At 44.5% G+C, this 20460-nt stretch carries 22 protein-coding genes; all 22 read left to right on the top strand.

The window, feature by feature from the left end:
- Positions 1 to 36 precede the first annotated feature (36 nt).
- The 22 genes from meaB (at position 37) to BLU12_RS07840 (ending at position 20435) form a co-directional block, all read left to right on the top strand.
- Complete coding sequence (meaB, locus tag BLU12_RS07945; RefSeq protein WP_091461873.1) at positions 37 to 981, top strand: methylmalonyl Co-A mutase-associated GTPase MeaB; 945 nt, start codon at positions 37 to 39, stop codon at positions 979 to 981.
- Position 982: 1 nt separating this feature from the next.
- Positions 983 to 2080 carry a uracil phosphoribosyltransferase gene (upp, locus tag BLU12_RS07940; protein WP_091461871.1) on the top strand — a complete coding sequence of 366 codons (1098 nt, stop codon included), beginning with the start codon at positions 983 to 985 and terminating at the stop codon, positions 2078 to 2080.
- Positions 2081 to 2094: 14 nt separating this feature from the next.
- A complete protein-coding gene (locus BLU12_RS07935; protein ID WP_234945564.1) occupies positions 2095 to 2982 on the top strand; it encodes a glycosyltransferase family 4 protein in 888 nt (295 codons plus the stop codon).
- 47 nt (positions 2983 to 3029) lie between these two features.
- Positions 3030 to 4148 carry a non-hydrolyzing UDP-N-acetylglucosamine 2-epimerase gene (gene wecB, locus BLU12_RS07930; RefSeq protein ID WP_234945563.1) on the top strand — a complete coding sequence of 373 codons (1119 nt, stop codon included), beginning with the start codon at positions 3030 to 3032 and terminating at the stop codon, positions 4146 to 4148.
- Positions 4149 to 4166: 18 nt separating this feature from the next.
- Complete coding sequence (murA, locus tag BLU12_RS07925) at positions 4167 to 5462, top strand: UDP-N-acetylglucosamine 1-carboxyvinyltransferase (protein WP_091461866.1); 1296 nt, start codon at positions 4167 to 4169, stop codon at positions 5460 to 5462.
- A 26-nt stretch (positions 5463 to 5488) separates the two neighbouring features.
- Positions 5489 to 6604 carry a histidinol-phosphate transaminase gene (gene hisC, locus BLU12_RS07920; RefSeq protein ID WP_057940932.1) on the top strand — a complete coding sequence of 372 codons (1116 nt, stop codon included), beginning with the start codon at positions 5489 to 5491 and terminating at the stop codon, positions 6602 to 6604.
- Entirely contained in the window at positions 6588 to 7424 is an 837-nt protein-coding gene (locus BLU12_RS07915) for an Asp23/Gls24 family envelope stress response protein (RefSeq protein WP_091461865.1), read from the top strand. Before hisC ends, BLU12_RS07915 begins: the two co-directional genes overlap by 17 nt.
- Positions 7417 to 8055, top strand: coding sequence for a uracil-DNA glycosylase (locus BLU12_RS07910; RefSeq protein WP_091461863.1), 639 nt, complete (start codon positions 7417 to 7419; stop codon positions 8053 to 8055). Before BLU12_RS07915 ends, BLU12_RS07910 begins: the two co-directional genes overlap by 8 nt.
- The gene (uppS, locus tag BLU12_RS07905; protein WP_091461917.1) at positions 8055 to 8750 is read left to right on the top strand and encodes a polyprenyl diphosphate synthase; all 696 of its coding nucleotides are present in this window, start codon (positions 8055 to 8057) and stop codon (positions 8748 to 8750) included. Before BLU12_RS07910 ends, uppS begins: the two co-directional genes overlap by 1 nt.
- Positions 8751 to 9554 (top strand): phosphatidate cytidylyltransferase, encoded by an 804-nt coding sequence (locus BLU12_RS07900; protein ID WP_091461862.1) that lies wholly within the window; start codon positions 8751 to 8753, stop codon positions 9552 to 9554.
- A complete protein-coding gene (gene dxr, locus BLU12_RS07895) occupies positions 9551 to 10720 on the top strand; it encodes a 1-deoxy-D-xylulose-5-phosphate reductoisomerase (RefSeq protein WP_091461860.1) in 1170 nt (389 codons plus the stop codon). The genes BLU12_RS07900 and dxr overlap by 4 nt, the downstream gene beginning before the upstream one ends.
- 7 nt (positions 10721 to 10727) lie before the next feature.
- Positions 10728 to 11765 (top strand): RIP metalloprotease RseP, encoded by a 1038-nt coding sequence (gene rseP / locus BLU12_RS07890; RefSeq protein ID WP_091461859.1) that lies wholly within the window; start codon positions 10728 to 10730, stop codon positions 11763 to 11765.
- Between the two features lie 5 nt (positions 11766 to 11770).
- Positions 11771 to 12823: a flavodoxin-dependent (E)-4-hydroxy-3-methylbut-2-enyl-diphosphate synthase gene (gene ispG, locus BLU12_RS07885; RefSeq protein ID WP_234945562.1), complete on the top strand. Its 1053-nt coding sequence runs from the start codon at positions 11771 to 11773 to the stop codon at positions 12821 to 12823.
- A gap of 81 nt (positions 12824 to 12904) precedes the next feature.
- Positions 12905 to 13486 carry an elongation factor P gene (gene efp / locus BLU12_RS07880; protein WP_091461856.1) on the top strand — a complete coding sequence of 194 codons (582 nt, stop codon included), beginning with the start codon at positions 12905 to 12907 and terminating at the stop codon, positions 13484 to 13486.
- Positions 13487 to 13488: 2 nt separating this feature from the next.
- Positions 13489 to 13905, top strand: coding sequence for a hypothetical protein (locus BLU12_RS07875; RefSeq protein WP_091461855.1), 417 nt, complete (start codon positions 13489 to 13491; stop codon positions 13903 to 13905).
- A 14-nt stretch (positions 13906 to 13919) separates the two neighbouring features.
- Positions 13920 to 14432: an Asp23/Gls24 family envelope stress response protein gene (locus BLU12_RS07870; protein WP_091461854.1), complete on the top strand. Its 513-nt coding sequence runs from the start codon at positions 13920 to 13922 to the stop codon at positions 14430 to 14432.
- Between the two features lie 69 nt (positions 14433 to 14501).
- Positions 14502 to 14978 carry a hypothetical protein gene (locus BLU12_RS07865; RefSeq protein ID WP_091461853.1) on the top strand — a complete coding sequence of 159 codons (477 nt, stop codon included), beginning with the start codon at positions 14502 to 14504 and terminating at the stop codon, positions 14976 to 14978.
- A gap of 18 nt (positions 14979 to 14996) precedes the next feature.
- On the top strand, positions 14997 to 15458 hold the full coding sequence (gene nusB / locus BLU12_RS07860; RefSeq protein WP_200778738.1) for a transcription antitermination factor NusB: 462 nt from the start codon (positions 14997 to 14999) through the stop codon (positions 15456 to 15458).
- Positions 15433 to 16677, top strand: a complete 1245-nt coding sequence (gene xseA, locus BLU12_RS07855; protein WP_234945561.1) for an exodeoxyribonuclease VII large subunit — start codon at positions 15433 to 15435, stop codon at positions 16675 to 16677. Before nusB ends, xseA begins: the two co-directional genes overlap by 26 nt.
- 27 nt (positions 16678 to 16704) lie before the next feature.
- Positions 16705 to 17802 carry an S-methyl-5-thioribose-1-phosphate isomerase gene (gene mtnA, locus BLU12_RS07850; protein ID WP_091461852.1) on the top strand — a complete coding sequence of 366 codons (1098 nt, stop codon included), beginning with the start codon at positions 16705 to 16707 and terminating at the stop codon, positions 17800 to 17802.
- 57 nt (positions 17803 to 17859) lie between these two features.
- Complete coding sequence (locus BLU12_RS07845) at positions 17860 to 19104, top strand: adenosylhomocysteinase (RefSeq protein WP_091461850.1); 1245 nt, start codon at positions 17860 to 17862, stop codon at positions 19102 to 19104.
- Complete coding sequence (locus tag BLU12_RS07840) at positions 19101 to 20435, top strand: amidohydrolase (RefSeq protein WP_091461848.1); 1335 nt, start codon at positions 19101 to 19103, stop codon at positions 20433 to 20435. The genes BLU12_RS07845 and BLU12_RS07840 overlap by 4 nt, the downstream gene beginning before the upstream one ends.
- The last annotated feature ends 25 nt before the right edge of the window (positions 20436 to 20460 follow it).

Raw genomic sequence — 20460 nt, 5'->3', positions numbered from 1 at the left:
AATAAATTGTCAATAAGATTGATTGGAGGTTTATCAATGGATCATCTTGTCGAGAAGGCTTTAGAGGGAGATCATAGAGCTATTGCGCGACTGATCTCGCTTGTTGAAAACGAATCGCCCTTTGCTAGCCAGATAATGGCTAATTTATATGCCCATACGGGGAAAGCTCATATAATTGGAGTTACGGGAAGCCCGGGTGCAGGCAAGAGCACCTTGCTGGACAAGTTGATAGATAACCTAAAAAGAATGGAGAAAAAGATCGGTGTTATAGCAGTGGATCCTACGAGTCCCTTTAGCGGCGGTGCAATATTGGGCGATAGGCTAAGGATGCAAAGTCATGCCCTTGAGACCGATGTCTTTATCCGGAGCATGGGCACAAGGGGATCGTTAGGGGGTCTGAGCAGGGCAGCCTATGAAGCTGCCATGATACTGGATGCCTGTGGCAAGGACGTCATCTTTATCGAGACCGTGGGAGTGGGACAATCTGAGGTTGATATAGTAAAGATAGCGGATACGGTTTGCCTGCTCCTCGTTCCGGGTATGGGCGACGATGTTCAGGTTATGAAGGCGGGTATAATGGAAATTGCGGATATATTTGTGATCAATAAGGCAGATCGCGACGGTGCCGACAGGCTGGAAGCCGAAGTTAACATAATGCTTGACCTTTATGGCAGTAAAGCATGGAGACCGCCAATTGTAAAGACCGTGGCGGAAAGGGGAGAAGGTATAGATGCTCTCTGTAAAGCTTTAGCGGACCATAAAAAATATTTATCCGAGAGCGAAGAAGGCAAAAAGAGATTTATATCGAGAATAAAGATGGAAGTTGAAGAAATCTTAAGAAGAGAAATCGCGAAAGTAGTTGAAGAGAAATGGAAAGAAAATTGTGATGACAATCTGATCCGATCTCTTGCCTCTCGTAGTATCGATCCATATACAGTAGCGGGAAAGATTTTAGGCGAAATATTCTCAAGGGGGTTATAACGTGAAAATAGTCCTCGGAGCCGATCATGCGGGATGTGCTTTGAAGAACGCAGCTAAGGAATATCTTTTTAAAAGGGATATAGATGTTATCGATTTGGGTGTCGGTTCAGACGATGAGCCTGTAGATTATTCTGATATCGGGATAAAGGCAGCCGAAATGGTTGCTGCCGGCAAGTGCGATCGTGGAATATTGTCCTGTGGAACCGGCATAGGCATGTCAATAGCTGCAAATAAAGTACGGGGAGCATATGCCGCTCTTTGTACCGACAGCTTTATGGCTAAGATGAGTCGCCTCCATAATAATGCTAATATCCTCGTCCTTGGAGGAAGGGTTGTAAGCGTCGAGCAGGCAATGGAAATGGTAGAAGTGTGGCTTGATACACCCTTTGAAGGCGGTCGGCATTTTAGGCGCATTGAAAAAATAAGGGCCTATGAAAACAAGGATATCGAGGGAAAGGGTAGCCATTCGAAGGGGCGACTGGTGATAATGGATCATCCGCTGATACAGCATAAATTAGGAATTATTAGGAATACCTCGACAAGCGTTAAAGAGTTCAGGGAGTTAGTAGAAGAAATAGCCGGTTTAATGGTTTATGAAATAACAAGAGATCTTCCTGTCGAGGAGATAGAGGTCGAAACACCTCTGGCGAAGACACGTGCCAAGACTATTTCCGGTAAAAAAATGGCAGTTGTACCCGTTTTAAGGGCAGGGCTCGGGATGGTTCAAGGCATTCTTAAGCTGATACCCAACGCAAAAGTAGGCCATATCGGGGTATATAGAGATCCAGCGACGCTTCAACCTGTTGAATATTATTGCAAGTTGCCCGGTGATATAGAAGAGAGGGACATTCTCATTGTCGATCCTATGCTGGCCACTGGAGGTTCTTCTGTTTTGGCGATCGATTTAGTAAAAAGAAGGGGAGGTAAAAAAGTTTCATTGGTATGTCTGATAGGTGCACCCGAAGGTCTGCAGAAAGTAAAGGAAGCTCATCCGGATGTCGACATCTACATGGCTGCGTTGGATGATCGCTTGGACGAACACGGCTATATATTGCCCGGATTGGGCGATGCCGGTGATCGTTTATTCGGAACAAAATAACTGATAATTGCATTATGAGCAGTGAAATGGTCCTCTATGCTTTTTTGTCCTTTATGTGGGGATGGGGGATTACAAAGATCTCCATTCCCCTCTCTTTTAGATATCGTATTTTGGATATGCCCGAATCCAGAAAGCTCCACAAAGAAGTTACGCCACGCGGTGGGGGCATCGTCTTATGGAGCGGTCTGCTTCTGTTTCTTTTGTTTGCGAGGGATCATTTTGAATTTGATCCTTCGTTTTTTGCGTGGTGTGCCAGCGCGACATTTTTAGTCGGATATCTGGACGATATGAGAAGCCTATCTCCAAAAGTTAGGCTTTTAGTCCATATTACTGCTTCAATAGTAGCTTTAATTCCTCTGTACAAAAGTGGCAATTTTCCCCTATGGGGTTGGCTTACCGCATCTTTGTGGATTGCCGCCATGATAAGTGCATATAATATGATCGACGGCATGAATGGTTTGGTTTTGGTCATATTCGCGGCAAGTTCATGCATGTTTATGGTCGTCTTCCACAATATCTTTTGGGCTTTTGGCTTTGGCATCGCTATTGGGATCCTCCCTTGGAATTTCCCCGAAGCAAGGACTTTTTTAGGGGATGGGGGCAGTACGCTTCTTGGGTTTTTTCATGCCTCTATTTTATTGTATTCGATATTTTCGTATACACCTTTGACACAATCCTTTATACCTCTTTGCTTATTTTTGGCCTTTGCCGGGGGTATTCCCTTTATTGACATGTGCTTTGCTATACTGCGAAGAACTGTGAAAGGTGTCTCTCCCTTTTGCCCCGATAAGGGGCATATACATCATCGTCTCCATCGGAGAGGGTTCACGCCTCCTTTTGTGTTAGTCTTAATGGTGTCTTTCCATTTAGCAATGCTGTTTATAAGCATAAGGTTTTTTTAACCCGGTATTTTTAGTCGGAGTATCTCTTGTGCATGGAGGTTGTCGCAATGTCTTTAATTTGCTGTATAATAGGCACTCGTCCGGAAGCCATAAAGATGGCTCCTGTTATAATGAAATTGAAAGAGCGTGATATGCCCTATTATGTTCTGGCAACAGGACAGCATACAGACCTTTTAACTCAAGCATTAAAAGTGTTCAATATTGTGCCAAATTGTAATTTATCCATCATGAAGGAAAAACAAAGCCTAGATTACATCACGTCATCTGTGCTGACGAAGGTGGGGGAGGTCCTAGATGATATAAGACCGGAAGTCGTTTTGGTGCACGGAGATACTACGACAACTTTTGCATCGGCCCTAGCGGCTTTTTACAGAAAAGTTAAAATAGGCCACGTCGAAGCGGGACTCAGAAGCGGCAATATGTATTTGCCGTTCCCTGAGGAAGCCAATAGGGTAATGACCGATAAGCTCGCTACATTTTGGTTTGCCCCAACGAAATTGGCAAGGGAGAACCTCATCAACGATGGCTGCGATCCATCGAGAATATGGGTTACAGGGAATACAGTGGTGGATGCTCTTATGGCTGTAAAAAAGGCCGCAAGGCCCCCAAAGTTTTCATTGGACAAATTGCCGACCGGTGCTCCGATGTTACTTGCCACCGTTCACAGAAGAGAATCATGGGGTGAACCTCTCGAAGCTATTTGTAAAGCTTTAACGAAGATATTAGATGATTTGCCGGAACTTTATGTTGTCGTACCAATGCATAAAAATCCCTTGGTTCGTGAAATATGGCAAAAATATTTGGGATGCCATTCGAGAGTGATTTTATGCGATGCAATGGAATACGATGATTTTGTGTGGACAATGGATAGAAGCTCTTTGATATTGACTGATAGCGGTGGTATCCAAGAGGAAGCGACGACCCTTAAAAAGCCCGTAATAATTCTTAGGGATGTTACGGAAAGGCCTGAAGCGGTGAGCTCGGGGACCGCGGTGCTGGCCGGCAGGGAACCGTCCAAAATTATCGAGCTATCGCTTAAAATATTGCGGGATGATAAATTCAAAGCAAGCATTCTTGCAAAAGCGGGCTCTCCTTTCGGAGAGGGAAGAGCAGCCGAAATCATAGTTGATGTCTTGAGTAATTACATAAAAACTGGTAAGTATTGATTTAGGGAGTGAGAGAAAGTGAAGACTAATCAAGAATCCGGTTTTTTGAAGATAAATGGGGGAACCCCTCTTAAAGGGAAGGTAAAGGTCCAGGGTTCAAAAAATGCGGCCCTGCCGGTCATGGCTGCCGCGCTTTTGTTGGATAATGGTGAAGTGCATCTTCGAAATGTGCCCAAATTGCTGGACGTGCAAACGATGAGCGATTTGCTCGTCAGTTTAGGAGCAGTTATCAAACGCGACGATCATACGATGACGATAGAAATTGAAGGCGAACCAGCTTGGGAAACACCGTCATCTCTTGTCAGAAAGATGAGAGCTTCCTCTTTGGTCTTGGGCCCTCTACTTGCTCGATGTGGAAGAGTGATTTTGCCCCTTCCGGGCGGGTGCGCTATAGGTAGCAGACCCATGGACCTGCACTTTAAGGGTCTTTCTAAGATGGGTGCGCAAATAGAGCTTGATAAAGGAGCAGTAATTGCCAGGGCCGATAAATTGGTTGGAGCAAGGATTTATCTCGATTTTCCTTCCGTCGGTGCCACTGAAAATCTTCTCATGGCGGCTGTTTTGGCAAAAGGGGAAACGCTGATCGAAAACGCCGCAAGGGAGCCCGAAATTGACAACCTTGTCAGAGCTTTAAAGTCCATGGGTGCTGCCATAGAAGGAGAGGGTACCGGGATATTGCGCGTCAGAGGGCAAAAGGAATTGAACCCCGCAACCATCGATATTATACCTGATCGTATTGAAGCGGCAACATACCTTTTGGCTGGGGCAATTACCCGAGGAGATGTCACTGTAAAAGGTGTGATTGCCGAACACCTAAACGCTCTCCTGGCTAAGCTTGATGAAGCCGGAATAGAAGTGATAAACAAAGAAAACGAATTGCGAGTCAACTCTCCAGACCGTCCAAGGGGTCTTACGGTTAAGACTATGCCCTATCCGGGCTTTTCCACGGATCTGCAACCGCAGATGATGGCCTTGCTTTCACTGGCAGAGGGTACGAGTGTAATTTATGAAACTATTTTTGAATCCCGCTTTCTCCACGCCAGCGAACTGCAAAAGATGGGTGCTCAAATTGAACTCCAAGGTAATACCGCTATTATACACGGGCAATCTTCGTTAATTGGCGCTGAGGTATATGCAACAGACTTGCGTGGAGGAGCGGCTTTAGTTCTCGCAGGGTTGGCGGCCGAGGGTGAAACCGTTGTTTACGATGTTCATCATCTCTACAGGGGTTATGAGAATATGGCCGAAAAATTGATCCTTCTCGGCGCAGAGGTCCATGAGGGAAAGGATAAAATTAAAGAGAGAAAACAATAAAAAGCAAAACGGTAGGAGATGTTATCATGTGGTTAGAAAATTTCATTCGTAGGTCAATTGCCGACGTTGAACCCTATAAACCAGGAAAGTCGATAGAGGAATTAAAGCGTGAATTGGGTTTAACTCGCGTAGTGAGACTTTGTTCTAACGAGAACCCGTGGCCTCTTCCGGATAGCGTTCTAAGTGCAATCGACGAAGCTTCTAAAATGCTAAACAGATATCCAGACGCTGAGGCTTATTCCCTTAGAAAGGCAATTGCCAGAAAATTAGGCGTTTCCGTGCAGGAAGTAATTGTCGGCGCTGGCACCGAGGGCGTTACCTTCGCGCTTTTTCAAGCACTGCTCGAGGAAGATGACGAAATTGTAATCTCCAAACCGACATACCCCCTTTACAAGTTAGCTGCATCGGCATGTGGAGCTAATTGTGTAGAAGTTCCCGTAGACCACGATATGAGAATTAGCGTCACCGATATCATGGAAGCCTGTACGGAGAAAACAAAATTGTTGGTATTATGCGATCCCAATAACCCTACAGGCCTTTTCTTACCGCGGAATGATATGCTGGTTCTTTCTTCATTCCTTAATAGACGGAACATTTTGCTGGTAGTGGACGAAGCATATGCTGAATTCGTTACAGACCCCGAATATCTTTCTGGCATAGAGCTTTTTCACGAAATTGGAAATGTCGTGATACTGAGGACCTTTTCCAAGATTTTCGGTTTGGCCGGGTTGAGAGTCGGATATGGTATCGTCCCCAAACCCATCACGAATGCCTACGCTAAGGTAAGGCGCGTTTTCGACGTCAACTCTATAGCTCAAGCTGCTGCCATTGCAGCCTTAAAAGAAGACAATTACGTTGAGAAGATCCGGGAGTTGACTTTGCTTGAAAAGGAAAAAGTTACACGTGCCCTTGTAAATATGGGCATGGAGGTTAGAGAAACGGTTACAAACTTTATTCTGATAAAAGTCAATGACGAGCAAAAGATGTTTAACGAACTTTTGAAAGAGGGCATAATTGTTCGTCCAGCAAGTGATTTGGGTCTGCAGGGGTATTTACGCGTGTCTATCGGGTTACCTGAGGAAAACGAACAATTTATAAGTACTTTAAGAAAGTTGATGAGAAGACTTGGCGACAGAGTTTAAAGTACTTGCCTTTATAGGTCCCGCAGGGACTGGCAAAAGCCAGAGAGCGCACTTTATAGCGAGACAATTCGGGGCAGAGTACATAATTGATGACGGGCTTTTAATAAAAAATGGGAAAATATTGTGCGGTAAAAGTGCCAAGACCGAACAAAATCAGGTCAGAGCGATTAGAAGGGCTTTGTTCGAGTTTTCCGATCATAGGGATCAGGTCGTAAGGGTCCTGGAAAAATCTGCACCCGGCACCATATTGATTGTCGCTACATCGCCTGGCATGGCTTTAAAAATTAGCAAACAACTTTCGTTGCCCAATCCAGAGCGTTATATCTACATCGAGGAAATCGCCACAAAGGAGGAAATTGAACAGGCCTTAAGGGAACGTCGTGTAAAACGACAACATGTTATTCCAGTAACGTATGTCCAGGTGAGAAGAAATTTCGCGGGCAAGGTGGTGGGTCGACTTAAGACCTTTTGGTCCTCTCATATGCGAGGATCGGATGACGCGGAGAAAACGATAGTCAGACCTCCTTTTAGTTACTATGGAGAAGTCGAGGTAGGGCCTTTAGCTATAGAACAAATTGTTAGACGAGTGGCCTCTCTTGGAGCACAGGTGTGTGAAGTTAAAGAGGTAAGAGTAAAGTCTGACAACGATGGAAAGGTATCCCTAAACGTCTCTTTAGTTGTGTCTATTGGCAAATACAAATTCATTGAAGTCGGCCGAAAGGTGCAACGTAGAATTTTTTCGGTTTTGCCATTTTTGACTGGATTGGATTTGGGTGAAATTGACATTTTGATCGAAGGATGGAGGAAAAGCGATGTCTGAAACTCTCTATCTTTTATCTGGGAAGGAGATCGACAAAAAAGTAGACGAAACTTGGAAAATTCTTGAAGAAAAAGTCAAGGAATGTAGAAAATGTCCTCTCTCGGAAAACAGGACTCAAAGCGTATTCGGGGAGGGATCGAAAAAAACCGAACTGATGTTCGTCGGAGAAGGGCCTGGAGCTGACGAAGATTTACAGGGCTTGCCTTTCGTTGGAAAGGCCGGACAGTTGTTGAATCAGATCTTCGCTGCAGCAGGCATCGATAGGAGTGAAGTTTATATCACAAACGTCGTCAAGTGCAGGCCTCCCCAAAACAGAGTTCCCACAGTTGAGGAGTGTTCGGCATGTAACGATTATCTTTTTGCTCAAATTTCCTTAGTACAGCCGAAAATTTTGGTTACTTTAGGGAATACGCCAACCAAGTGGTTGCTTAAGACTACGCACGAAGGGATTACACAGCTTAGGGGAAAGTGGTTCGATTGGTATGGGATTAAACTTATGCCAATGTTTCATCCCAGCTACCTGCTCAGAAATCAATCGCGCAAGGTCGGCAGTCCTAGGCATTTGACGTGGCAAGATATCCAGGAGGTAAAAGCTCGGTGGGACGAGATAAGGCAAGCGGCGAAGCAATAATGCCTTCTCATGTTGCCATAATTATGGATGGCAACGGGCGGTGGGCGAAACAGCGGCATTTACCCAGGATAATGGGGCACTACGCAGGAGTAAAGGCCGTGGAGAAGACTGTAATGGCTGCTATTGAAATGGGTATACGGTATCTGTCCCTTTTTGCTTTTTCTACTGAAAATTGGAGACGTCCCAAGGGAGAGGTTTTAGGCCTATTTGGGCTTTTCAGATATTACATTAAATGCAAGGTCAAAAGGCTTGTAGAAGAAAACATTCGCCTTCGCTTTTCCGGACGCATAGATAAACTTCCGGAGGATCTGAGGGATTTGGCCCTTTGGGCCGAGAAAGAGACGGAAGTAGGAGATAAACTGGATCTCATCCTGTGCTTAAATTACGGCGGAAGGCAGGAAATCATAGATGCCGTAAATAAAATTTTGGCTGCCAAAACAGACTGCGACGATGTCTTGGAGATCGATGAGGAGTGTTTTAGAGGCTATCTTTACCTTCCCGATGTTCCCGATCCTGATTTAATAATTAGGACTAGCGGAGAGAAGAGGTTGAGCAATTTCTGGCTTTGGCAGTCTTCTTATAGCGAACTTTATTTTACCGATTGCCTTTGGCCTGAATTCGATGAGGGCAAATTACGTGAAGCTGTCGAAGAATATCAGAGGAGAGAGAGACGTTACGGAGGAATCAGATCATAAATGGGAGAACTAAAAAAACGCGCAATTAGTGGCATCGTAATAGTTGCTTGCATACTTGGGGGAATCCATATCGGTGGGATTTTTTGGCTTCTGATAGCCTCAGCGATCGCCTTGGTTTCTTTATGGGAATATTACGGACTTTTCTCCAGTTTCTCTCATATATCCAAGGGCATAGGCTTGATCGCAGGAGCGATAGCGATATATTTGGCCTATAAAGGGTGTTCCTTTACGGCCCTTACATTATTGCTCATTTTACAATCGTACGTCGTGTTGGCTATCGAATTAATCAGGAAAATCACTATAAATAAAAGCTATGCACTCTTAAACGTAGGGGGAGTGTTAAGCGGCCTCATGTTGGTTGTCCTTCCATGGTCTTTCCTGGTCCTACTTAGACAGAGGCCTATAGGTATACAATTATTGTTTTCTCTTTTTTTATGCACCTGGAGCTGCGATGTGTTTGCTTACTTAATTGGCAGTAAATTCGGAAGAACACCTTTTGCTCCTTACATAAGCCCTAAAAAGACACTGGAGGGGTTCATAGGAGGTCTTTCGGGAAGCATTTTATGTGCTGCTATCATTTCATATTATTATAAAATACCCCCTGTGCCGTGGATTTTGTTGGGGGCAATGGTTGGCGTTGCGGGTCAAGTAGGGGATCTTTTCGAATCCCTTTTCAAGAGAGAGGCGGGTGCTAAAGACAGCGGCTCTCTCATACCTGGACATGGAGGTTTCTTGGATAGGTTTGACAGCATTTTGATTAACTCAACATTGATCTTTCTGGCCTTTGAGGTGATATTAAATTGAGCCAAAAAAGATTAGCTGTCATTGGTGCTACGGGATCCATTGGAAGGGCTACATTAGATGTTTGCAGACGGTTTCCGGAAGAGTTTGACGTCAGAGCCTTGGCAGTGAGGTCTAATATCAAGGAGCTTAAAAAACTTGTCGATGAATTTAAGCCTAAATACGTAGTGATCTACGACGATGTCGCTGCATCGAATTTCGCTTTATATGACGAAAGCGTAAAGGTTTTAGTTGGACATGAAGGACTGATGCAGCTTATAGATGAAGGGATGGATCACATTGTTTTTGCTTCTTCCGGAACGGAAGCCATAGCAGCTTTATCGGCATCTTTAGATCGAAAGATAGAAGTATCATTGGCCAATAAAGAAAGCTTGATAGTCGCCGGTCCCTGGATAATGGAAAAAGCATCCCTTGCAGATCCCCTGCGTCCCATAGACAGCGAACATAATGCAGTTTGGCAGTGCTTGCTTGGAGAAGACTTGAATGAGATCGAGGAGATTATACTAACGGCCTCCGGAGGTCCCTTTCTGCACTCTTCCTATGAAGAAATGAAGCTGGCCACACCCTCAAGGGCATTAAAACACCCTACTTGGAGCATGGGCTCGAAGATTACCGTAGATAGTGCCACGTTACTTAACAAAGGATTTGAGGTAATGGAGGCAAGTTATCTTTTTGCCCTGCCAATCGAAAAGATAAATGCAGTAGTTCAGCCCGACTCCCTTGCACACGGCTGTGTGAGGTTTAGCGACGGGAGTGTGAAGATGTTTTTAAGTGAGCCCGATATGAGGATTCCAATATCCTTTGCCCTTTCATACCCAAAACGTTTAAAGATAGGGCATCTATTCCATAGATTGGCCATCACTGAGAAATGGAAATTGGATTTTTTACGACTGGATGAAAATAAATTTCCATGTTACTCCCTGGCAAGGAGGGCGTTGCAGATGGGGAATGCCTATCCGCCCATAATTGTCGGCGCCGATGAAGTTGCCGTTGAAGCCTTTGTAAAAGGAAAAATTTCTATAGTTGATATTTTCCCTCTGTTGGAAAAAGCTCTTTTGTCTTATAATGGACCGTCAAATTTAAACGGCTTGGAAGAAGCGATTTCTCTTGTTGAATTTGGTCGACGTATAGCTAGAGAACTATGTCGCCTTTTTAGCGAAAGGAGATAAAAATTTAATGTTTGCCCTTGTTTCTTTCATAATAGTAATAGGTGTGTGCGTAGTTTCCCATGAATTTGGACACTTTATTTCGGCCAGGTTGCTGGGAGTTCAGGTCCATGAATTTGCCTTTGGCATGGGCCCTGCGATATATAGAAAAAGAAAAGGGGAAACGCTCTGGTCTATAAGGGTATTTCCCATAGGCGGTTTTGTGCGGTTAGCTGGGATGGGAGAGGCTGTGGAGGGAGAAGTTGAAGATCCTGAAAGGAGCTTTAGCGCCAAAAGCCCCGCACGAAGATGGCTTATTTTGGCGGCCGGATCCATAATCAACATTTTACTCGCAATTGTTATTGCCACCCTCTTCCTCTGGGGCCATGGAGTGCTAGACATGGAACACGCCAGAATCGGCGAGCTCATGCCCGGTTATCCTGCAGAGTCGATAGGGCTTCTACCGGGAGATACGATAACGTCTATAAACGACAAAAAAGTTACAACTTGGTTGGAAATGGCCACAACTTTAAAGAGCAACGCAGACAATCCGGTAACGATCGAAGTGGAGCGCCCGGAAGTGGGACGGCTCGTCTTTCGGAATGTATTGCTAAAACCCGATCCTGTCACCGGAGCTTATATATTGGGGATAAAACCTGGGCAGATAAAATACGAAGGGCTCTCCGCCATTCAATACTCGCTAAAATATTTATGGGAGATGACGAAAAACATTTTCAGCGCCCTTGTAAATTGGGTATTTGGCGGGCAGAAGATAGATGTTACCGGGCCAGTTGGGATAGCGGAAATGGCGGGCGAGGCAGCAAAAAGCGGAGTATGGACATTTTTATTTTTCCTGGGAATAATCAACTTAAACTTGGGTTTATTCAACCTAATTCCCTTTCCGGCTCTTGATGGTGGTAGGTTGCTTTTCGTCACCATCGAAATGATCTTTCGTAAGAAAGTTCCCGAATACATCGAACAAAAAGTACACTTTATAGGAATGATGGTGCTTCTCGCCTTAATAGCATTAATTACATGGCAAGACATAACTAGGATATTTAGCAGGTGATCCAAATGTCAACACTACGGAAGAGGGTTGCTATAGGAAACCTAATCATAGGGAGCGGTTTTCCCGTCCGAGTGGAGAGTATGCTCAAAACTCCGATTACCGATGTAGAAGCATGTAGAAAGGAGATAGATTCGCTGGCTGAAGAGGGGTGTGAACTTCTTCGCGTGGCTTTCCCTAATATTAATTGCCTTCCATACCTTAGGGATATTTTGCAATTCTCGAAAGTGCCGATAATGGCTGATATTCATTTCGATTTCAAGCTAGCTCTTGCAGCGCTTGAGACCGGTTGTATGGCTATTAGGATTAACCCTGGAAATATGCCGAAGGAGGGCCTCGTTGATATAGTCAACTTGGCAAGGGAGAGAAAAGCCGTTATAAGGATAGGATCGAACAGCGGTTCGTTAAGCAATGTCCAAATGAGACAGTCTTACGGAAATAAGGCTAAAGCTCTTTTTTTGGCCGTTAAGGAGCAGCTTCAAATGCTTGAGGACATGGGATTTGAAGATATCATTCTTTCTTGTAAATCCACATCCATAACCGAAACGGTCAACGCAAATTTATTGCTTTCCAAGCATTTTCCCAAATACCCCCTTCATATCGGGATCACGGAAGCTGGAGTAATGCCCGATGGGTTGGTCAAATCGGCTGCAGGTATGGCATTGCTTCTGACGCAAGGCCTTGGGGACACGATGAGGATAAGTTTGTCCGCTCCGGCCGTAGAAGAAGCAAAGGCCGGTTACGCCTTGCTTAGGTCCCTGGGATTGAGAAAAAAGGGAGTAGAGATCATTTCGTGTCCTACGTGCGGAAGAAAGCATTTAGATGTAGCTAAAATTGTGGAAGACATAAGCCCCTTATTAAAGGGGCTTCCGGATGGTTTGATCGTTGCCGTTATGGGATGCGAGGTAAACGGACCGCGGGAAGCCAAGGAGGCCGACGTGGGAATAGCAGGAACTCCTAACGGAATTGTGATATTTAAAAAAGGAAAGGTGGTTGAGCAAATAGATAGGGATGATTTTAGCATAGAGAAGGTAAGTGCAATCATCAGAGAGTTGTTATAGATTATTATATCTTGACAATGCGTAAAACACATATAAGATAAAATTAATAAAACTCTAAACCGAACATTAGGAGGATAGCGTATGGCACAAATTGTAGACACCAATAGCTTTAGACAGGGAATGATGATAAAGTGGGAAGACAGCATTTGGGAAATTGTAGACTATCAGCATCATAAAATGGGCCGAGGAGGGGCAATCGTCAGGACGAAGCTTAAAAACATATATTCCGGAACGATAATCGAAACCTCTTTTAGAGCTGGAGAAAGGTTTGAGAGGGTTGTCTTTGACGAAAGGGAGGCCCAATACATATATAAAGAAGGAGATAACTACGTCTTCATGGATTTGGAAAATTACGATCAGATATATATTCCTTCCACACTGCTTGGTGACAAGGCGATGTATTTGAGCGATAATTTAGAGGTTACATTGAGGCTTTATGAAGGCAATGTAGTTGGAGTGGATCTTCCGAATACTGTCGCCTTGAAAGTTGTCGATACTCCTCCAGGTTATAAGGGCGATACCGTTTCAGGGGGAGGAAAGCCGGCGACTCTGGAGACTGGTCTGACTGTTACTGTTCCAATGTTTGTCGAGGTTGGAGATGTCGTGCTTATAGATACCCGTACAGGCGAATATTTGGAACGCGATAAGAGCAAGGGGGTATAGCCTTGAATTTAGAAGAAAAGGCTCGAAGAATGCAAATGTTGTTATCGGAAATCTCCGTGCCGGAGACATGTAAAGACGTAAAAAAAGCTTGGATAGATCTGCTCGATGCTCTTTTGAATGAAATAGAATCTTTACACGTAAAAATTAAAAATCAAGATGAAAAGATCGAAAAACTTACATCCCTTTGTTCCGAGTTCGATATGGATTTGAATAATTTAGAGGAAGCAGTTGATGCCTTATATGAATACTTTGAAGAAGATGCAGATGCGGAAGACGTGGAGCCTGATTATTATGAATCGATGAGCTGTCCCGGATGTGAGCAGGTGTTCATGTTTAATCCAATGCTTCTTGATGAAAACGAATTCCTAATATGTCCCAATTGCGGCCTTTCGATCGACCCTGATGGGTTAAATAAATAAGGAGGGATATAGTTATGGACGAAGAAAGAGAGAAATATTTAAGCGAATTGCAGGAAGGCACCGATAAAGACTCATACGATGACGAAATTCAGAATGTCAATGAGTATGAAATTGAAGAAGAAACGGCTCAGGAAGAGCCAGTTTTGGAGGAAGCGCAACCCCAGGGCGAAGTAGTTATTGCGGAAGAGGTAATATCACAAATGGCTATTGAGGCTCTAAAAAGCGTCTCCGGCGTTTTGCCCGCCAGTTCTGGATTGGTGGCTAATCTGCGCTTGGGGCGAAGGCCAACTAGCGGAGTTAAGATAACCATCGAAGAAGGCACTCCAAACGAGGTAGTGGTTGATACGTATATATCGGTCAAGTATGGATTAAGAATCCCTGATATAGCTTGGGACGTGCAAGAGGCCATAAAAAACCAGATCGAAAATTATACTGGTTATATCGTTAAAGCAGTGAATGTCCATGTGCAGGGAATCCATTTTGCGGAAAATAAGCAACTGGATCAATATGGGGATAGTATACAATAGCAACAACTTCGATACAGGGTACTTGGATTTGCAGATTAAATTAAATATTTAAAAGGAGCCATATAAGATATGGAATATCTGTGGCGTAGGGGCAAATTAGGGGAACTCTGGCTATCGAAAGAGGCCATTACTTCCTTGGCAAATACTGTAATGCCGCCGGAATATAAAGCAAGAGAGGCTACGTTGCAAGGAGATGACAATGTTGCTAACGTCATCGTAGTCTCTCCGCATTCCGGAGATCTCGCAGTTAAGAAGGAGCTGCAGGATAAACTTGTTAACCTTTTTGCCCCTCTGGGCTTGAAAGTAAAGATTTCATGGACGTCTAAAGAAGAAAGCTTCGATGCCCCTGCATTGATGAATAGGCTCAGAAAATATCCAATTTTTTGGGGATCTGTGGTTGCAATCATAGCAGGTATATCGCAACTTGGTTTAAAAGGCCTGGGCCTTTGTATTTTATTCGGTTTCATAGGATGGGGAATTGCCGGTTTAGTAATAAGCGGTAAATTAAGCGATCTTTTTTCATCTATTATGGACAGAAGACACTAAGACGGGAGGCAAGATAGCTTGTCTTTGCTTCAACAGCAACGTCGAAGAGCGAGAGAAATAGCTTTACAATTGTTGTATGCACTAGATTTTAGAAATGACCAAACGCCCGACGAAGCCATGGCACTTTTTCCTTTCGATGGAGAATCGGAAGAGGTCGTGAATTATGCAATTTGGCTTGTCAAGGAGATATGGGAAAAGAGGGTTGAAATTGATAATTTAATAAGGATGCATATAATTGGATGGCGACCTGAACGAATGGTTACCGTCGATCTTGAGGCTATAAGATTGGCATTGTTCGAGGGCGTCTATAGCAAGGTCGTTCCCATACCCGTAGCCATTTCGGAAGCTATAGAATTGGCTAAACGCTTTGGGACTGAGGATTCGGGACGTTTTGTTAACGGCGTATTGGGCAAGATTGTTAGATCCATTGCCGAAGTCGAAGGAGATGGCAAAGATGTCGAGGGAAATGCCTCTGCTTAACAATTTGCCAAAGACATCTAATGTAATAACTGTAGATGAACTAACATTTTATATAAAGGATCTGATCGAAAAGGATCCGATTCTCCGGAACGTTGCCGTTAAAGGAGAAATAATCGAAATCAAAAGACATAATAGCGGCCACGTATATTTTTCGATCGGGAGCAAACAATCCAGATTATCTTGCGTGATGTTTAAAAGCAATGCTAACTATATTCCCCTTTGGCCTCAGGCAGGCGATGAGGTGATAGTGCAGGGGTACATTGGTCTTTATCCACCTCAAGGTGCATATCAGTTATATGCTCGAAATATCCTTCCTCTGGGAAAGGGAGCTCAAACAAGGGCAAAGGAAGAATTGAAAAAAAGGCTGGAGAAGGAAGGCTTGTTTGATCCTCGAGTCAAAAGAAAGTTGCCTCCTTATCCGAACAAGGTTGGAGTTGTGACCTCGCAAACTGGTGCTGCTGTAAAGGATGTCATTAAGGTCGCAAAAAAACGTTTTCCTCAATGTCGAATATACGTGTTTCCTACGTTGGTACAGGGAATAGAAGCCCCACAGGATATAGTTAGGGCAATGCAATTGGCTGCAACGAAAGAGCTGGATATCCTGCTTTTGGTCAGAGGAGGAGGAAGCCGGGACGATCTGACTCCCTTCGATGACGAGAGAGTAGTGCGAAGCATTAGGGCCTGCCCTTTTCCGGTCGTCACAGGGGTAGGTCATGAAATCGACTGGACGTTGTCCGATTTAGCTGCCGATATGCGTGCTCCTACGCCTTCGGCGGCCGCAGAAAACGTCTTTCCCGATCGCATAGAGCTTTATAAACAAATAAGGCACATGAAGGCCAGGCTGTTCTCTCTTGTTTTACATAAATGCCAACAGGAATCTAATTTGTGCGAAAGACAGTTGGCTAGATTACAAAACATACTTAAAAACCTCTATCTTCATCCCGCCGGTATTGAGATAGCGCGGCTTACCCAAAATCTTTCAATGAACTTGAACAAGATTATATCCTCTTTGAAAGAGCGACTGACTCACGCAGCGGCTTCTTTGGACGCTTTGTCACCTTTAAAATGTCTTTCTAGAGGGTGGATAACTTGCCTTTCCAAAGATGGCGAAACAGTTGTCTCTCTATCTCAGGTTGCAATTGGAGATGAAGTTTCCCTCTGCATGATAGACGGAAGGGCCAATGCTGAGATAATATCCATCTATTTTAAAGAAGAATAACAATTTAAAAACAAGGAGTGACTTCAATTGTCAACGCCCGAGCCAATAAAGTGGGAGAACGGCTCATTATATCTATTGGATCAAAGAAAAATACCGTTTGAAATATCTTACGTTAAATGCGTAAACTACATAGATGTTGCCGAAGCCATTGAAGACATGATAGTTAGAGGGGCACCGGCAATAGGGATAGCAGCAGGTTATGGAGTGGTTCTGGCTGCCGAAGGGGGAATTTGTGGGGTTCAAAGTGCTATTGAGCGCCTTTCCAAGACCAGACCCACTGCAGTGAATCTGTTTTGGGCTCTTAAGAAAATGGAGGAGGCAACGGCAAGTTTTTTAAAGGCGACAGATTGCAAATGCTCGAGCAGCGAATCGGTCGAAGCAAAGCTAAAAGATCATTTGCTTGAAACAGCTAACAAAATTCATCAAGAAGAAATACAGATAGAGAACTTAATCGCCTTTTACGGTCAAAACCTTTTGCCTGAACGATGTAATGTTCTAACGCATTGTAATGCAGGATCCCTTGCCACTGGCGCTGTGGGCACAGCTCTTGGAATCATAAAAATGGGCAAGGCTATAGGAAAAGATGTAAGGGTTTACTGTGACGAAACAAGGCCTTTGCTCCAAGGAGCCAGGTTGTCGGCTTGGGAGCTATGGACGGAAGGTCTGGATGTAACTGTGATATGCGACAACATGGCAGCCTTTTTGATGAAGAAGGGTGGAGTGGATCTTGTAATAGTGGGTGCTGACAGAATAGCATCAAATGGCGATACGGCAAATAAGATAGGTACCTATAATCTGGCCCTTTTATGTCGTCATCACGGAATTCCTTTTTATGTGGCAGCTCCAAGGAGCACCATAGATATGGACTTGGTCGATGGGGAAGCCATACCGATAGAAGAAAGAAAACCCGAAGAGGTGCGTTCCTTTGGCGGTGCAAAAATCTTCCTCGATGATATTTCCGTATGGAATCCTGCCTTCGACATTACTCCAAACGACATGATTTCTGGCATAGTAACAGAAGTTGGTATACTAGAGAAACCTTATGAAAGATCGATACTTGAAGCGGCTTCCAAATCTTTGTGTTTGGAAGATATAAAGAAGGCCGAAGAGTCGATTGGAAAATGAAGAAAGGGACGTTAGAATCTGCAACGAAATAACAAATCTGGGAGGCGGATAAATATTATGGAGGAATACCGAATAGCAAATCCAGCTTTGGCAGACCAAGGCAAAATAAAGATTGCATGGGCGTGGAATTTTATGCCTGTTTTAAAGCTTCTTCAAGAGAAATTTAAACCAGAACGCCACTTAAACGGTGTCAAGGTTGCTGCCTGCCTGCATCTTGAGGCGAAGACCGCGTGTCTTCTGAGGGCTCTTAAGGCTTTAGGTGCCGAAGTCATGGCTGCCGGGAGCAATCCCCTGTCAACACAGGACGATATTTGCGCAGCGCTGGTCGCCAACGGCATAAGGGTTTACAGCTGGCACGGAATGACAAGGGACGAATATTATGGTAACCTGCATGCCCTGCTTGCCTGGTCTCCACAAATACTAATAGATGATGGAGGAGATTTGGTGACGCTTATTCACAAGGAGCGATCCGATCTCCTGCCTTATATAAAGGGCGGTTGCGAGGAGACAACTACGGGAATTAAGAGGCTGAAGGCGATGTCAAATGAGGGGATCCTGGCTTTTCCCATGCTAGCGGTCAATGATGCGTTGAGCAAACATCTCTTTGATAACCGATACGGAACAGGCCAATCTGTATGGGATGCAATATGCAGGCTGACCAATATGTTGATTGCCGGAAAGGAAGTCGTCGTATGCGGGTACGGATGGTGCGGCAGGGGGGTAGCCTCCAGGGCATCGGGGCTTGGAGCGCGAGTGACGATTGTCGAATCGGATCCCCATAGAGCTTTAGAGGCTTATATGGATGGTTTCAACGTAACCGACATGGCTACTGCAGCCCGAACAGGGGACATATTCGTAACTACCACGGGAAACATTAATGTGATCAGAAAAGAGCATTTTGCCGTCATGAAAAATGGAGCAATTTTGGCAAATGCAGGTCACTTCGACGTCGAGATATCCTGTATAGATTTGGGTGAAATAGCGGCTAAAAAGTCAATAACGCGCCCCGGCGTAACGACATACACGACCCATGATGGGAGATCTTTGCATCTGTTGGTCGAGGGAAGGCTGGTAAACCTTGCCGGTGGAGATGGCCATCCCATCGAAATCATGGATCTATCCTTTGCACTTCAGCTATTATCGGTTCTTTATATTCATGAGAACGATCTCGAACCGGGACTTTACCCAGTTCCTTCCGAGATAGACAGGGCAGTGGCTTCCTATAAGCTAGAAGCTTTAGGTATTAGACTGGAAGGGATGACTCCCGAACAAGAGCAATATCTTGGAAGGTGGGAAGAATGACGACTTACAGCCCAGATGTCGCAAGTTGCTTAGAAGCTGACATAGTTTTTAGGGATGCTGTAGTACTGGATGGAGATCGCGAGAGGGCGGAAATATGTGATGTTGCAGTGTCCAAAGGTCGTATCTCATCGATATTGCCGAAAGGCCACGGGACTAAGATAAGGGCCAAAGAAGAATGTTTGTGTGAAAGTAAAAAGGCACTATTGCCGGGGTTCGTGAACGCCCATACCCATGTGGCTATGACGCTGTTGCGAGGCCTTGGCGAAGAAGCTCCCTTGAAAGATTGGTTAGAAAAACACATATGGCCTGTTGAGGGAAAGCTCAAGTCCAATCACATACGAATAGGCACCCAACTGGGAATTATAGAAATGATAAGTGCCGGAGTTACTTGCTTTGGCGACATGTATTTTCACATGGACGAAGTTGCAAATGCGGCCCTGGAAATAGGTGTGAGATGTGGACTTTGCCAGGGTTTAATCGGCAAAGATCCTCTCTTTTCGTTGAAGCTTAAGGAGGGTATTAAGCTTTACGATAATTGGCATGGCAAAGATGAAATGATAACCGTTCAGCTCGGTCCCCACGCACCTTATACCGTTTCGCCCAAGAAGTTGGCAAGAATAGCGGAAATCGCCAGAGGATTACATGCAGGGATACATACTCATTGGCTTGAGACGGAGTGGGAGAGAAATTATATTATAAACGAATTAAAACAGGATCCGATCGGCCTTTTATATGAGACGGGACTTGCCAATGTCGCATCCTTAGTTTTGGCTCATGGAGTATGGTTCCCCGCAGACAGGTTATCTGAGATTGCGAAGGATAACATAACCATTGTCCATAATCCAAGTAGCAACATGAAACTTGGAAGCGGATTTGCCCCCCTATCACAGATGATCCAAAAAAGGGTAAATGTGGCATTAGGAAGTGACGGTGCTGCCAGCAACAACAGATTGGATCCTTGGCTTGAGATGCGGACGGCATCTCTTATCCAGAAGGGGTTGCACAAAGATCCTACATTGGTAAAGTCAAAAGAGGCAATCCAAATTGCTACTGTTAACGGCTATAAGGCTTTGGGCTTTTCGAAGGCGGGTTTGATAAGGGAAGATTGGAAGGCAGATTTTATTTTAGTCGATCTCGACAAACCCCATTACGTTGGTTGGGATTTAAAAAACCTTGCCGGTTTTATTGTTTTTGCGGGAACATCTAGGGATGTGTGGGGAACAGTTGTGAACGGCAAATGGGTGTATAGGAATGGCGAATACACGACTGTAGACTACGAAAGGGTCATCCATGATTCTAAAGTGGCCAGAAAGAATTTGTTGAACAATTAGCAGTCAATGAATTATAATTCAAGAT

The organism is Acetomicrobium thermoterrenum DSM 13490, assembly GCF_900107215.1.
Classification (GTDB): Bacteria; Synergistota; Synergistia; order Synergistales; family Acetomicrobiaceae; genus Acetomicrobium; species Acetomicrobium thermoterrenum.
The sequence above is the reverse complement of the archived record's forward strand: the minus strand, read 5'-3'. Positions and strand labels throughout refer to the sequence as shown.

Coding starts and splice junctions, on each gene's coding strand:
- xseA (WP_234945561.1), top strand. CDS start 15,433: ATGTCGAGGGAAATGCCTCTGCTTAACAATTTGCCAAAGACATCTAAT.
- BLU12_RS07900 (WP_091461862.1), top strand. CDS start 8,751: ATGGGAGAACTAAAAAAACGCGCAATTAGTGGCATCGTAATAGTTGCT.
- ispG (WP_234945562.1), top strand. CDS start 11,771: ATGTCAACACTACGGAAGAGGGTTGCTATAGGAAACCTAATCATAGGG.
- rseP (WP_091461859.1), top strand. CDS start 10,728: ATGTTTGCCCTTGTTTCTTTCATAATAGTAATAGGTGTGTGCGTAGTT.
- wecB (WP_234945563.1), top strand. CDS start 3,030: ATGTCTTTAATTTGCTGTATAATAGGCACTCGTCCGGAAGCCATAAAG.
- efp (WP_091461856.1), top strand. CDS start 12,905: ATGGCACAAATTGTAGACACCAATAGCTTTAGACAGGGAATGATGATA.
- uppS (WP_091461917.1), top strand. CDS start 8,055: ATGCCTTCTCATGTTGCCATAATTATGGATGGCAACGGGCGGTGGGCG.
- meaB (WP_091461873.1), top strand. CDS start 37: ATGGATCATCTTGTCGAGAAGGCTTTAGAGGGAGATCATAGAGCTATT.
- BLU12_RS07865 (WP_091461853.1), top strand. CDS start 14,502: ATGGAATATCTGTGGCGTAGGGGCAAATTAGGGGAACTCTGGCTATCG.
- BLU12_RS07845 (WP_091461850.1), top strand. CDS start 17,860: ATGGAGGAATACCGAATAGCAAATCCAGCTTTGGCAGACCAAGGCAAA.
- BLU12_RS07840 (WP_091461848.1), top strand. CDS start 19,101: ATGACGACTTACAGCCCAGATGTCGCAAGTTGCTTAGAAGCTGACATA.
- BLU12_RS07910 (WP_091461863.1), top strand. CDS start 7,417: ATGTCTGAAACTCTCTATCTTTTATCTGGGAAGGAGATCGACAAAAAA.
- BLU12_RS07935 (WP_234945564.1), top strand. CDS start 2,095: ATGAGCAGTGAAATGGTCCTCTATGCTTTTTTGTCCTTTATGTGGGGA.
- BLU12_RS07870 (WP_091461854.1), top strand. CDS start 13,920: ATGGACGAAGAAAGAGAGAAATATTTAAGCGAATTGCAGGAAGGCACC.
- hisC (WP_057940932.1), top strand. CDS start 5,489: ATGTGGTTAGAAAATTTCATTCGTAGGTCAATTGCCGACGTTGAACCC.